Genomic DNA, 14,059 nt, shown 5'->3' with positions numbered 1-14,059 from the left:
AATTACTCCATAGTATATTTCTAGCAAATCACCTGCCAAAGCAATGGCAAACAGGCCAATGGTTAATTCGAGCTTGAAACTGATCCAGGAGAATAAATAGATAATCAAGAACATTATTACCAAAACCTCAACTACCTGAATAAGCTTGGTGGCTCCATCATACCAAGATCCCATATTCTTATAAATTAGGGAAAATAGAACAACATTTAAATAGCATAAAATAAGCCCTATAATGAATTCTGTAGTCTCTCCAAGTGTGTCAACATAATCACGATTTAAAATCATTGAGACTATATTGGCATGAATAACTGGACCGAACATATCTGGATTTGCTCTACCAGCAATTTTTGAATTAAGTGGTGTATAGAATCTATCTTCCCACTCCGGAGCACCAAAATATTCTCCCATAAAGCCTAAAAGAACAATTTTATCTTTTAGCAGTCCAGGTACAAAATCCTCCCTCAAAACCTGATCCCAGTCCAATGCATAAAACCTCGTGGCGAATTTATCTTCCTCAAAAAAGTTTACAAAGTCACCTCTATAGTTGATGATTTCAAATTCATTGCCTCTCTCTAGCAAGGGATCAACTGAGGTAGGATCAAATACTTCAGCCAGTTTAGCGGCAAAAGCTATAGGTTTCAAATCTGTACCTAAAATCTCCCGTTGAGGGGGAAACATTCTGCAAATTTTTATATCATCCTGATATTCAGCCTCTGTGTCCAAATTAGCTATTGCATGATGTGCTTTTTTTGTATACATGCTGTCAGATCTGTAAAGTATATCGTACATCTCGTCCCCCGCGTGTAATTCTGCCAAAGAATCACTTTGCTGTACCATTGCCACCATAACAAGTTCTGATTTTAGGTTTGTTAAAACATCAGCCAAAAACATAGAACCAAGGGTATCATTATTTGGTCCGTAGTCTTTAAAAAAGCTATCTATCCCAATAACCTTCGGATCATACTTATCAATAATTTGCAATTGCTGTGCGATCTCCCCTCTTCCTAAAGGGCCCATATTTACTAAGACAATACTGGTGTCAGGAGGGAGCGGGTCTCTTAATTGGGAAAAAGCAATATCTGTCATCTCCATATCCTCCAGAGCTTGACCTATGGAGTCAAAGGCATCAAAAATTTGAAATGCTGAAATATTAGAAATGACGTACATAAAAAGGTAGATAAAAATGGTTGCGAATATACTATCCAACCAGATGCTTCCACCCTGCTTTTTTTTCTTTGTCATAGCTTGCCAATTAATTAGGAAGTCAAGATAAACATTATTACAAATAATTACGAATTGTCAATTGAAATGTATTTGTACTTATTATTTTCGAGTAACTATGGCCATCGCAAAAAGAAAAAGACTTACAACTCAAGAATACATCAGTGGTATTAATGATGGCAATAGAGTAATACTAAGCAGGGCCATAACTTTAGTAGAAAGTTCATTAACCGCTGATCGTGATTTAAGTGAGACCATCATTAATGAATTATTATCTTCAACAGGAAAATCATTAAGAGTAGGAATTACAGGTGTTCCAGGCGTTGGCAAAAGCACCTTTATAGAAGCATTGGGCATCCAACTATGTGACCAAGGGCATAAAGTTGCCGTTTTGGCGGTAGACCCAAGCAGTCAGAAAAGTGGCGGAAGTATTTTGGGTGATAAGACGCGAATGGAGCAATTGGCTCATCACCCAAATGCATTTATAAGACCTTCACCAACGGGTAAGTCACTTGGTGGGGTAGCTAACAAAACCCGTGAAACAATGCTTCTATGTGAGGCTGCAGGTTTTGATATCATTCTTATAGAAACTGTAGGTGTTGGACAGTCGGAAGTGGCAGTAAAAGGCATGGTAGATTTCTTTCTTCTACTGATGCTTGCTGGTGCGGGTGATGAGCTACAGGGGATTAAAAAAGGTATAATGGAAATGGCTGATGGCATAGTCATCACAAAATCTGACGAAGAGAACGTAAAAGCTAGCAAACGTGCGAAAAGTGAATATCAAAACGCGATTCACCTATTTCCGCCAAATGACACCGGATGGTATCCAAAGGTACTGACCTGTTCATCAAAGGATAATGTCGGGATTGATGAGGTGTGGAATTTAATTCTTGATTTCAAATCCCATATGGAAGACAATAACGCTCTGGAAATTCAACGTCAGCAACAAAATATTGACTGGCTGCATGAAACTTTAAATCAGGGTTTGCTATCTGCCTTTTATGAAAAGAACTCAAATCAGGCAGCATTGAAATCAATTGAAGAAAAAGTAAAGTTAAAAAAGATCACACCGCAGGCAGCTGCTCGTCAGCTTTTGAGTGACAAGTCCAAATCAGAGTAATAGAATAATTCTTTCAACTCCTTTTCTGATCCATCTTCATCCTTAACCTTAAATGTATGTTGTTGTGAAAACACACCATTCAAATTAACCTTAATCTTAAAGCCAAATATAGGCCCTTCAATCACAAAGCTGTGATACTCTCCATTTTCTCCGCAGGGGTCTATGCCAGGATGATTATTAATAAATGAAGGTGAGATAAGTCTTCCGCAATATTTTTGGTCAATGAATTTGGAATCAACGGCACAAAGGACAGACTGAAAATCAAATTCAAAAAATTCATTAATCAGATTCTTGGTATCCTCTTTCCACAAAGGATAAACGCCTTTAATACCAGCAGACTTGAGCATCATTTCTCTAAAATCTTTTAGGTCTTCAAGGAAAATGTCACCAAACATAACATGCTCCACTCCTTCCGATTTCAATTGCTTATAATAGTCAGTCATTAACCTTTGATAAGCCATTGTCCGCTTTTCTAAATAAAGCTTTTTAAGTGGAATGCCTAGTTTTTCAGCCTGAGCCTCAATAAATGATTCTGGAATATTATGAATCCCTACGCGCTTGGTGTCGCTCTCAAATACGGTATGGATTTCTACAATCTCAAATTCCTCTTGATTCATTAACCTGTGGAGTGCTAGTGCAGAGTCTTTTCCTCCACTCCAACTGATCGATATTTTTGGTTTGTTTGTCAAATTCAATCTTTTTTAAACCCATAAGGGCAATGGCGGCAACCACTCTTGCAGCAATAGCCGCGCTGCAGATGGTATTCTTTAGTAAATACATAAAGCCCATTTTCTATATAGAATAAGGGCTTCTTTGTATCATTCTTTTTTTTCTTGTCGGTCATAATACCTTCACAGGGTTTTTATTCTCATCAACAGCCACAAATGTAAATTCTCCTTGGATTGCCATTTTCCTATCTTCAGAGTACATCTGCTCAATATAAATTTCAACCTGCACTTTAAGACTCGTATTGCCAACATGACTAACAACACCAATCAGCTCTACTAAGGTGCCAGCAGGTATTGGGTGTGTAAAATCCACTTTATCAGAAGAAACAGTAACCACCCTTTTTCTGGAAAATCGGGTAGCCGTGATAAAGGCTACCTCATCCATAAGCTGGAGGGCGGCACCTCCAAACAGTGTATCGTAATGATTGGTGGTGTTCGGAAATACTGCCTTAAAAATGGAGGTTTTTGATTGCTCTATTCTATTATCTAAATCCATTATCTAAAGATAAAACCGTTTGGATTTATTCCACTTTCGAAATTATCTATTTCTTCTCCATCCAATGTATATCTGAATACTGTGCCGTTTCCCTGATAGTTATTATGGTCACCAACATATAGAACCTCACCATCTACACCTATACCATAGAAGCTGGCTGATGAAACAATCGGGGTTGATGGTGCTATGGAAGCAGTAGTGCTAATCTCAAATACATTTGAAGTTGCTACCCAATCCGCATCGTAAGTTGTAGATAAGAAATAAATTTTGCTCTTATCTGAATTCAATACCATTTTCTCATTGAAACCTGAAGTTGGTACATTCTCTATTGTCTTAACTACCTCATTACTGGCAACATCTATTTTGACAAGATTACCTGAAGTGCATATAACCCAAATGTCACCAGCAGCATCCAACTCCATTTTATCAGGCCCAGCCGGTGTTTCTATTGATGCAACTACTTCCAAAGTGGCAATATCCATTACAGTAATGGAATTAGAATTGACATTAGAAACATAAAGTTTACCTCCTAAAACCAATAGATCCTGAGGCTTATAATCACAGGGAATGGTAGATGAAATAGTCAAATCAGAAAGGTCAACAACAGCAATAAATGGATCGTCATATCCATAGGTCTCACTATTGTATGTCCCCCAATTGGTTACGAAACCAGTGTCACCACTTCCGGCAAATGCATAAGGTGTTGCTAACCCTTCACTGATTGTTCCTGAATTCATTAAAGAAGTACTATTTATCACTTCCAGTTTATCAGGGTTGTTACAAGTAATGAAAAATTCATTTTCGAAAGTCTCTACTTGTTGAATAGTAGCAGCTATTGCGAATCCGTTGGTGCTTTGATAAAGATCAGCCTCCACTTCACCAGTTGAGCTGTTGAATCCTGTAATTGATCCTTCAGCACTTAAAAAATTTCCTTCATTAATGACTAAAACATTAGATTGAAATGATGGTCCGCTATCGTCATCACTACAACTGGTGATTAGAAAAATAGAAAGCGCAAATAGTTTAAAAATGTTGTTGATTTTCATCATTTTTTGATTTGAATAGAATAGTTGAAATTAAACTGATAATAGCGACCAGGCGTGGCCGTGTTGATTATAGATTGATACTCAGCATCAAGCAAATTCTTGACTGAAAGGCTAAGGTCAAATTCTCCGATATTGCTTTTAATTCTTTTACCAACTGTGGCATCCATGAAGAAATAACCATCCAGCATTGTGCTGCCAATAGTTGATCTTTCACCTGTATACCTGCCTGAGATCAATAGTCTTCCTAATTTACTGGTGACATTGATTGCGGCATTGGCATTATGCTTTGGCGTATAGGGCAGCTGCTCGCCAAGACTTCTGTCGGTTGCAGAAATGGTGTTGGTAGGCTCAGCTATGTTGAATGAATAGCCTGCACTAAAGTTGATGAACAAATTAGTGCTCTTCACGTCATAGCTAGAGAGTACTTCAACTCCTTCAGAATTGACTTTCCTGATGTTTTTAGGGGTCCAGTAATTGGATTCGGGAACCCAGATAATCCATTCTGATACCCACATTTTATAGTAATTGGCGGAAGCCGAAAAGCCGCCTTTCTTAAAACTAAGTCCTCCTTCTGTGTTGTAACTTGTTTCTGCTTTCAGATCAACATTACCACCCGGACTCCAATACCGGTCATTTAAAGTTGGCACTCTGTAATTCTTTGACAGCTGCCCAAAAAGCTTCCAATTTGGATTAAGAGCGTACTCTGTACTAAGTGATGGCGCAAATGCTGATGAATATCCACTAACAAGGTTATACCTGAGATTAGCTGCTAGTGTAAGCTTTGTAAGCTGTAAAGTTGACAGTGCAAAGAAATCTATTCTATCTTCATTTTGCTCCTTATCATAACTGTCAACATCGGCAATAATATGATTGTGGTTGACCCCAAGTGTGGTCTTAAACTTATCCCATTTTTTCTCACTTTGTAGCTGGTTGATGATCTGCTTCGTTTGAACCACTGAAGCATTATCGTAAAGCTGATAATCCTTCACGAAGCCAGTTCTGAAAGTTGTATAGGCAAATTGAGAGTTGTAATGATAGGCAGCTGTTAGCCTTATATTTTCATCTTCTTGATCTGTTTTAGAAGTAAAATTTCCAATGACCGGTTGAATCTCTCTGTAATTTGAATTGAACCATCCGTTAAATGTTATCAGCTTATTACTCGCCAATTGGATGTATAGATCCTGATTGAATCCATAATATTTATAGCTGGCATTGTTTTGCTTGACCACCCTACCATTGGATGGAATGGTGTATGGAAAGTCGTTATCAGCATGTTGATAATACCCCGAAGACTTAAAGTTGACTTTCCCTTTGGTGAAATTAATAAGACCCGAGGTTTGAGTGGTTCCAAAACTGCCAAGTCCCTGATTCAAACCCAGAGTAAGTCCTTCTTTCCAATTAGGGTGATTATTTAAATGGACTGTTCCGCCAATTGCATCTGAACCATACAGCGCTCCTGAGGAACCATACTGCAATGAAATTTCATCGGTACCTACAACAGGAAGTAGCGAAAAATCGGATTGACCTAATGTACGCGAATTGATATTAAGTCCATTCCAGAATACTCCGGTATGATTTGGTCCAGTACCTCTGAATGAAATGCCAGCGGCCATATTATTGCCGTAAGACCGGATATAAACAGGGTTAGTAGCGGCCAGTAAATCACCAATATTATTTTGGGCATACTGTTTCTTTATGCTGCTATCAGCTGTCACCACCTTTTGACCCACCGCATATTTGGCATACGGAATACCTCTTACCACAACTGCATCCAACAAGAGTGAATCCAGCTGCGCATAAGCACAGTTAGTCAGCACAAAAAGTGCTACAAACAAATAAAGCTTCTTCCTCATAGTTTACTGAGTTAAAAGCTTCGGATTAGTGTTAGTGATATGAGCAATAAATTGTTCATTTCATTAGCCCCAATTCCCGAAGGCTTGAAAATTTTTGATTACCGGCAGGTCTCCTGACTTGCTCTCTTGTTGTCGCCTTCCCACCTCAGTAAATCGAGACAGTGGCTTAGATTGTACAACAAGCTTTGTTAGAGCTTACAGTTGCGGGGACAGTTCTTGATTCTCACAAGATTCCCTTTTAATGTTGACGATGCGTAGTGCATATCAGCAACCATTAATCAAGGTCAAAGTTAGAAAAGTTTTATCATGTACTAACATTTTGTTTAATATTGTTGACGAAATTTTAAACTAAACTATGTCACGTAGTCTTCTCCTTATTCTATTTATTGGTCTTATCTCATGTACCCAAAAGAGTGCCGTTGATGAGGAAAATAATGCCCCTAATAAGGTTTTAGAATTAAAATATGCTACCGGTTTTGCTATAGAATATTATGATGGATTTAAGATTGTTGAAGTAAAAAAGCCTTATATGAATGCTAAGACAAGCTTTAAATATGTTCTGGTTTCTGATGCGTCAAAAGTACCAGCCTCACTTCAAAATGAGCGAATTATTGAGGTGCCCCTCAAAAGCATAGTGTGTACTTCCACTACACACATTCCGCTATTAGATTATCTGGGCGAAACCGATAAGTTGATTGGTTTTCCAACTACTGATTACATCAGTTCCGAAAAAATGAGAGCCCGTATAGATGATGGCTTAGTGAAAGATCTTGGTGTTGACAGTGATATCAATTTGGAGGAGCTGATCTCAATTGATCCTGATATGATAATGGCTTATACCATAGGTGGTGATTATGGGCAATTCAATAAAATGGAGCAGCTTGGAGTGCCTGCTGTACTCAATGCAGAATATCTGGAAGAGCACCCATTGGGTCGAGCCGAATGGCTAAAGTTTATGGCTGCCTTTTTTGATAAAGAAAGAATGGCCGATTCAGTTTTCAATTCTATTGAAGAAAGATACAATGAGCTGCTTGCACTAGACAAAAATAATTACAACAAACCAACCATTTTATCAGGTGTAGTTTATGGTGATACCTGGTACATGCCTGGTGGTAAAAACTATGCCTCCACCCTTATGCGTGATGCCGGTGGTGATTATTTGTGGGCCTCTGACTCTACCAGTGGCTTTCTGGAATTGAGTTTTGAAGCAGTTTATGAAAAAGCCCTTAATGCAGATTTTTGGATTGGTGTGGCCAGTTTTGAAACACTTCAGGCTATAGAAGAAGCTGATAACAGGTATGCCGATTTTGATGCTTTCAAGAGCAAAAAGATATATACTTATAATGCTCGCAAAGGTGCTAAGGGCGGCAGTGAATTTTTAGAATTGGGTTATCTAAGACCGGATCTGATCTTGGCAGATTTGATTAAAATCCTTTGTCCAAATCAACTGCCTGAACATGAGCTTTATTTTCATAAGCAGCTGGAGTAAGACCTTATGAATAATAATAACTACAAAATAAAACTATTACTCTGGCTGCCTTTAGCCATAGTTCTGCTATTCATTCTCAATATTTCTTTGGGCAGTATTACTATTCCGTTTCCAGATGTATTATCCATCATAATGGGTGGTGAAGGGGCTTCAGAGAGTTGGAAAAATATCATTATCAATTTTAGATTGCCTAAAGCATTAGCCGCTTTAGTGGTTGGTGCCGGATTGTCCATAAGTGGCTTGCAAATGCAAACATTATTTAGAAACCCTTTAGCAGGTCCTTTTGTGCTGGGTATCAGCTCTGGTGCTAGTTTAGGTGTGGCATTATTACTATTGGCTGGTGTTTCTGTCTATGGAGTTGGGCTCTTCAATTTTACCAATTGGCTGGTGGCCATAGCAGCCAGCACAGGTTCCGGGTTGGTGCTGATACTGGTCATGATTGTTTCGCTTCGTGTTAGAGACAGCATGACATTATTGATTATTGGTTTAATGTTCGGAAGCTTAACTGGCGCGGTTGTGAGTATCCTTCAATATTTCAGCACAGGTGAAGAGGTTCAAGTTTATCTTTTCTGGACCTTTGGTAGTTTGGGTGGACTCAACTGGAGCGAAGTACTTATTCTCTATATTATTCTGCTAGCAGGATTATCCTTAAATTTTGTTCTTATCAAACCATTAAATGCCTTACTACTTAGTGAGAATTATGCCAAAAGCCTTGGGTTGAATGTGAAGCAGGCACGTTTCCTCATCATCTTGAGCACAAGTTTATTGGCTGGAAGTATTACAGCATTTTGTGGACCTATTGCCTTTATCGGCCTTGCCGTACCGCACCTCACCAGATTACTTTTCAACACTTCTGATCATAAGATTTTAATACCAGCAGTAGCCATGACCGGGGCTATCATTATGCTGGTTTGCGATATGGTGGCACAGCTGCCAGGCAGCGATATGATTTTACCTATTAATGCGATTACATCATTATTGGGAGCACCAGTAGTAATATGGATTATACTCAGAAGAGGATCAATGAAAAATACTTTTGCAGGCTAAATGGCTAGTAAATCTCCCATATTGTCGATTGAAAATCTAGCCATTGGATATGGTAAGCCTCCTAATCAAAACATGATTATGGATGGTCTTAACCTTAACTTATTCTCAGGGCAATTGGTCTGCTTCATGGGCCCCAATGGTGTAGGGAAATCAACACTAATCAGAACCATGATTGGCGCTCAGCCACCTTTGGCTGGGCAACTGTTTATAAACGGACAAAATACTTCTGATATCACCATTGCTGAAATGGCCAGATTGGTAAGTGTAGTTCTTACAGACAAGATCAACGCGGGCAATATGACCGCTCAGGAATTGATTGCCATGGGGCGTTACCCTCATTTGGGATGGTCAGTTAGTTTATCCAAATCAGACATTGAGGTTATTGATCAATCCATTAATCAGACCAACATCAATGCGCTAAGAAATAGAAAAATCTATGAGCTCAGTGATGGTCAATTGCAAAAAGTAATGATCGCCAGAGCCCTTTGTCAGGATACTCCTATCATGGTTTTAGATGAGCCCACCGCACATCTCGATTTAAACAACCGCGTGGAAGTCATTAACTTATTAAGTGATCTGGCGAAATCTACTAATAAAGCTATACTAATGGCCACGCATGAGCTGGATTTAGCACTTCAGTCGGCAGATAGAATTTGGTTAGCAGGGCCCGATGAGCCTATCATAGATGGTTTTCCTGAAGATCTGGTATTGAATGGTAAAATAGATGAGGTTTTTGGATTAAAAGGATTTGACCTTAAAACAGGCAGACTTGAAAAGCAATTAGGCAAAGGCGAAGTGTCCCTGATAGGTGATGGTCATGCCTTCCTATGGACTAAAAATGCACTGGAACGTTATGGATACGCTGTGGTAGACGAATCTGAAATTGTCATCAATATTATAAATGACAGCAACATAGCATGGCAAATAAAAAATAAGGGTGAATACACAGTAAACACCCTTGAAGAATTGATTAGCCTCCTTTAATTACTCCTCATTCAACGACCAGTTGTACTCATAGTACCCTACCGTGTAGTTTGAAGCTATAGGTGCATTTCTGTATTTATTGATAAAATCAATCACAGAATTCTCTCCATTCATCGTGAAATCTTTATTATACCAGTCGAATATTTTGGAGAGTAAAACCTTCTTTTCTGCAGGCTTCACAATAAGCCAGTCTTTGTTATTCAAAGCCAACTTGGTTCTTGTAGTTAATTGCTCATCCATTGTATCTGGCATAAAGGCAAAGCTTGCTAATGGAGGACAGCTTTTAGCGGCACAGGCCAAGGCAAAGTGAATTCTAGGATCCTTATAGGTCAATATTAGCTTTTTGATTTCAAGGAAATTCAATGTCACTGGCTCACCTGCCACTTTATGCTTCACCTTATCGAAAAACCCACTCTGATCAAGCGGAGACTTTAGTGGATAGTATTTTGCCACCTGATAGATCACAATCAAATTATAGGCATTGGCATAAAATGCTTTTTTCTGCTTTTCATTGGCTAATGCCAGATTCATGGTTTCGATATCAGTGTACAATGACTGAATATCTACATTATTTGCCTTTATACTTTTATAGGCCACCTGACCATTGTGAACATACTTCTTAAAAAAAGCATCGGATTCTTTAAAAAACCCTGACAAGTCAGCTGCCTCCACAATTCCTCCAAGGAAAAAAATACTTAACAATAGAACTGTCTTTTTCATAACTTTTAAATTTAGGTGACTGCATTAACGCACATGACTCACATGGAGTTTGTCAGTCATGAGACACATCGGGATTTTTAGCACAACCATAGCTCTGCATACCAATCCTGAGCCATAATTATTGTAACTTAATCTCAGTATGTCAATGTGAAGACAAAACGTGATGATCATTAAACGATAATTGCAACCCTGTCGTAAACGCACTGACTTCAATAGAAAACGAATCAATATGAAGCATGTAGTAATAATTGGTAATGGCATCGCAGGTGTGACCGCTGCAAGGCATATCAGAAAGCTGAGTGATTATGATATTACCATTATTTCCGCTGAATCTGATTATTTCTGGTCCCGCACAGCATTGATGTATGTGTACATGGGGCACATGAAATTGAAACATACTCAGCCGTATGAGAACTGGTTTTGGGAAAAGAACAGGATAAACCTTCTCAACGACTATGTGAAAACCATAGACCATGCTAGTAAAAAGGTGGTATTGGACAAGTCAGAAGCCATGTCTTACGATGTGCTGATTATTGCTACAGGTGCCAAACCAAACAAATTTGGCTGGCCCGGACAGGATTTGGAAGGTGTGAGTGGTATGGTCAGTCAGCAGGATCTGGCATATATTGAGAAATACACAAAAAACATCAACAGAGGAGTAATTGTAGGTGGTGGATTGATTGGGGTTGAACTAGCTGAGATGCTGGCTTCCAGAAATATACCGGTATCCTTTCTTGTGCGCGAAGAAGAGTTTTGGGACAATGTACTTCCCCAGCAAGAAGCTTCGATGATTAGCAGGCACATCAGAGAACACCACATTGACCTCAGACTCAGAACCGAGTTAAAAGAGATTTTAGCCGATGAGAATGGCAGGGTAAAGGCTGTTATCACTGGAGATGGAAAAGAAATACCCTGTCAGTTTGTAGGGTTGACTGCAGGTGTGAGCCCTAATATTGAAATGGTTAAAAACTCAGGTATTGAAACCAAACGCGGTGTGTTGGTAGATGAGTTTATGGAGACAAACATTCCAGGTATATATGCTATTGGCGACTGCGCTGAACGAAGAACACCAGCCCCTGGTCGCGCTCCTGTTGAGCAGGTTTGGTACACCGGTAGAATGATGGGTGAGACAGTTGCCAAAACCATTTGTGGAGAAAAGACTGAATACCTACCGGGACACTGGTTTAATTCTGCCAAGTTCTTTGACATTGAGTACCAGACCTATGGGCGCGTTTGGAATAAACTGAAAGAAAATGAGGCCGAATTCTACTGGGAGCATGCCTCTGGGAAAATAGCCATGCACTTTGTATATGACCAAACTTCGAAGAAATTCCTTGGAGTAAACACCTTTGGTATCAGGCTTCGCCATGAGGTTTTTGACCGCTGGCTAAAACAGGAAGCTGATATTTTCACTGTGCTGTCAGGTTTAAGGGAAGCCAACTTCGATCCGGAGTTTTTCAAGCGCTATGAAGAAGAAATAGTCAATGCATTTAATGCCGCACATCCGGGGAAAGAGGTAGTGCTGAAAGGGAAGAAAAGTATCATCGAAAAAATATTCGGATAATGAAAATCATAAAATCAATAGGCCTTTTATTATTTATTGCAGGCTTCTCAATATTTATAAGCACGTTTTTTTCGGCTAATTATAAACTATCTGAAGATGTGCTTTCTGCACAACTGGGTGATGCAGCAAAAATTGAGAGTTTTAAAGAACATGCTGACTTCATAGGAGAAAGCATTACATCAAATTTTGCCTTTGTTGCCAAACTTGATGAGGTCTTCCGCAGCGTAAATCAGGAAAAACTGTCGCAGTTTGGTATCAGTGAACCTGAGATTGATAAACTAGTGAATTCAAACCAGGGCAAGTTCGATATCAGTACGATCTCACTATTTGGTGATGATGAGACCGGCCAATACAAGCAAAAGACTTTTAAAGATTATGGAGGCTGGCTTGATGGGCGTGAATTCGGAAGTCAGGAAGAGATACGAAGCCAGATTTCCAATGTGGTTGAGAACATCAAAAAATATCAGATTGTAAATGAAAAAGGGTTTGATAAATACAAAATCAAAGACCTTAAATATAGTATCACAAAGGCCTCAAGCATGGGTAAAGTTTCCGATAGTCCTGGTTTATTTCTACTGCTTACCTATGTGCTGTGCATTGTCGGAGCGCTGATGTACATTCTTCCCAAAATCGAAGATGGCCCTCCAGGAATAAAAAACAATGGCATTTTCCATAGTGCCATGAAAAATGTAGGCTGGTTGGGAATTTTAACTGGTTCATTCCTGATTGTTTTCTATATCGTTCTGTATTTCTATCCTGAATATATGACCAACTGGATCATTATGGTGGACCCTGTGAGTCAATTTTTGAAAGGCTCGGATGCAGGTCGATTCTTTCTTTACGGTTTCATTTACACACTTTGCATATTGGTGATGGGCGTTAGAATGATCATCAAATACAGACATTCAAAATATCAGATTGTTCGCACCTTTTCAGTGATGTTTTTCCAAACGGCCTTTGCTTTTTTAATACCAGAGATTCTCTTGAGACTTAATCAACCTTACTTCGATTTCAAAAACATCTGGCCGCTGGACTATGACTTTTTCTTTGATAATGAACTGAACACACTCATGGCCAATGGCTCCATTGGTGTTTTCATGCTGGGCTGGGGCATAGCTTTGATCATCATTGGTGTGCCTGTTTTTGTCTACTTCTTTGGTAAAAGGTGGTACTGCTCATGGGTTTGTGGCTGTGGTGGTCTGGCCGAAACTTTGGGTGACCCCTACAGACAGCTATCAGACAAATCACTGAAAGCCTGGAAGGTTGAGCGTTGGATGATCCATGCCGTGCTGGCCTTCGCCATTGTAATGACAGGTGGCGTTTTATATACCTACTGGACCGGTAGCAGCGAATTATTTGGTGTCAGTTCTTATGATGTGCGTTCGGTTTATGGCGCCTGGATAGGCGCTGGCTTTGCAGGAGTTGTGGGTACAGGGTTTTATCCACTCATGGGCAACAGAGTGTGGTGCCGTTATGGTTGCCCACTGGCTGCATATTTAGGCATTGTGCAAAGATTCAAGTCAAGGTTTAGAATAACCACCAATGGCGGGCAATGCATCAGCTGTGGTAATTGCAGCACCTATTGCGAAATGGGTATTGATGTTCGCTGGTATGCACAGCGCGGCCAAAATATCGTTCGCTCTTCATGTGTGGGTTGTGGTGTGTGCTCTTCAGTATGCCCGCGAGGAGTATTGAATCTTGAAAATGCAGATTCTGATTCAAGATTTTCAGAGCCTTTGTTGATTGGCAATGATGGGGTGAAGATTAGTAGTTAGTAGTTAGTATTGAGAT

13 protein-coding genes and 1 riboswitch are annotated in these 14,059 nt (G+C 39.5%); of the genes, 6 read left to right on the top strand and 7 right to left on the bottom strand.

The window, feature by feature from the left end; genetic code table 11:
- A partial coding sequence (locus E1140_RS12330; RefSeq protein WP_155184011.1) for a CHASE2 domain-containing protein occupies positions 1-1,242 on the bottom strand: 1,242 nt, incomplete at its 3' end.
- Between the two features lie 97 nt (positions 1,243-1,339).
- On the opposite strand from E1140_RS12330, the gene meaB reads away from it, so the two are divergent.
- Positions 1,340-2,341, top strand: a complete 1,002-nt coding sequence (meaB, locus tag E1140_RS12325) for a methylmalonyl Co-A mutase-associated GTPase MeaB (RefSeq protein WP_155184008.1) — start codon at positions 1,340-1,342, stop codon at positions 2,339-2,341.
- Here meaB and E1140_RS12320 read toward each other — a convergent pair.
- Genes E1140_RS12320 through E1140_RS12305 form a run of 5 tightly spaced genes read right to left on the bottom strand, consistent with a single transcriptional unit; the run spans position 2,308 to position 6,464 of the window.
- The gene (locus tag E1140_RS12320) at positions 2,308-3,030 is read right to left on the bottom strand and encodes a Dph6-related ATP pyrophosphatase (RefSeq protein ID WP_185153556.1); all 723 of its coding nucleotides are present in this window, start codon (positions 3,028-3,030) and stop codon (positions 2,308-2,310) included. The genes meaB and E1140_RS12320 overlap by 34 nt on opposite strands.
- A gap of 2 nt (positions 3,031-3,032) precedes the next feature.
- Entirely contained in the window at positions 3,033-3,185 is a 153-nt protein-coding gene (locus tag E1140_RS21500) for a DUF5522 domain-containing protein (protein ID WP_185153555.1), read from the bottom strand.
- Positions 3,182-3,565 (bottom strand): acyl-CoA thioesterase, encoded by a 384-nt coding sequence (locus E1140_RS12315; RefSeq protein WP_155184002.1) that lies wholly within the window; start codon positions 3,563-3,565, stop codon positions 3,182-3,184. The genes E1140_RS21500 and E1140_RS12315 overlap by 4 nt, the downstream gene beginning before the upstream one ends.
- The gene (locus tag E1140_RS12310) at positions 3,565-4,611 is read right to left on the bottom strand and encodes a YncE family protein (protein ID WP_185153554.1); all 1,047 of its coding nucleotides are present in this window, start codon (positions 4,609-4,611) and stop codon (positions 3,565-3,567) included. The genes E1140_RS12315 and E1140_RS12310 overlap by 1 nt, the downstream gene beginning before the upstream one ends.
- Positions 4,611-6,464 (bottom strand): TonB-dependent receptor plug domain-containing protein, encoded by a 1,854-nt coding sequence (locus tag E1140_RS12305; protein ID WP_155183996.1) that lies wholly within the window; start codon positions 6,462-6,464, stop codon positions 4,611-4,613. Before E1140_RS12305 ends, E1140_RS12310 begins: the two co-directional genes overlap by 1 nt.
- An 86-nt stretch (positions 6,465-6,550) precedes the next feature.
- A riboswitch (cobalamin riboswitch) is annotated at positions 6,551-6,755 on the bottom strand.
- 64 nt (positions 6,756-6,819) lie between these two features.
- On the opposite strand from E1140_RS12305, the gene E1140_RS12300 reads away from it, so the two are divergent.
- The 3 genes from E1140_RS12300 to E1140_RS12290 are packed head-to-tail and all read left to right on the top strand — an operon-like array spanning position 6,820 to position 9,984.
- Positions 6,820-7,953, top strand: a complete 1,134-nt coding sequence (locus tag E1140_RS12300; RefSeq protein ID WP_155183993.1) for an ABC transporter substrate-binding protein — start codon at positions 6,820-6,822, stop codon at positions 7,951-7,953.
- Positions 7,954-7,959: 6 nt separating this feature from the next.
- A complete protein-coding gene (locus E1140_RS12295; RefSeq protein WP_155183990.1) occupies positions 7,960-9,000 on the top strand; it encodes a FecCD family ABC transporter permease in 1,041 nt (346 codons plus the stop codon).
- Positions 9,001-9,984: an ABC transporter ATP-binding protein gene (locus E1140_RS12290; protein ID WP_155183987.1), complete on the top strand. Its 984-nt coding sequence runs from the start codon at positions 9,001-9,003 to the stop codon at positions 9,982-9,984.
- Here E1140_RS12290 and E1140_RS12285 read toward each other — a convergent pair whose 3' ends face one another.
- Positions 9,985-10,704 (bottom strand): DUF547 domain-containing protein, encoded by a 720-nt coding sequence (locus E1140_RS12285; RefSeq protein WP_155183985.1) that lies wholly within the window; start codon positions 10,702-10,704, stop codon positions 9,985-9,987.
- Between the two features lie 229 nt (positions 10,705-10,933).
- Between E1140_RS12285 and E1140_RS12280 the strand changes: the two genes are divergently transcribed.
- Positions 10,934-12,268, top strand: a complete 1,335-nt coding sequence (locus tag E1140_RS12280; protein WP_155183982.1) for an NAD(P)/FAD-dependent oxidoreductase — start codon at positions 10,934-10,936, stop codon at positions 12,266-12,268.
- Positions 12,268-14,043, top strand: coding sequence for a 4Fe-4S binding protein (locus tag E1140_RS12275; protein ID WP_155183979.1), 1,776 nt, complete (start codon positions 12,268-12,270; stop codon positions 14,041-14,043). Before E1140_RS12280 ends, E1140_RS12275 begins: the two co-directional genes overlap by 1 nt.
- The last annotated feature ends 16 nt before the right edge of the window (positions 14,044-14,059 follow it).

This window comes from Fulvivirga lutimaris (assembly GCF_009711525.1).
GTDB classification, from domain to species: domain Bacteria; phylum Bacteroidota; class Bacteroidia; order Cytophagales; family Cyclobacteriaceae; genus Fulvivirga; species Fulvivirga lutimaris.
The sequence above is the reverse complement of the archived record's forward strand: the minus strand, read 5'-3'. Positions and strand labels throughout refer to the sequence as shown.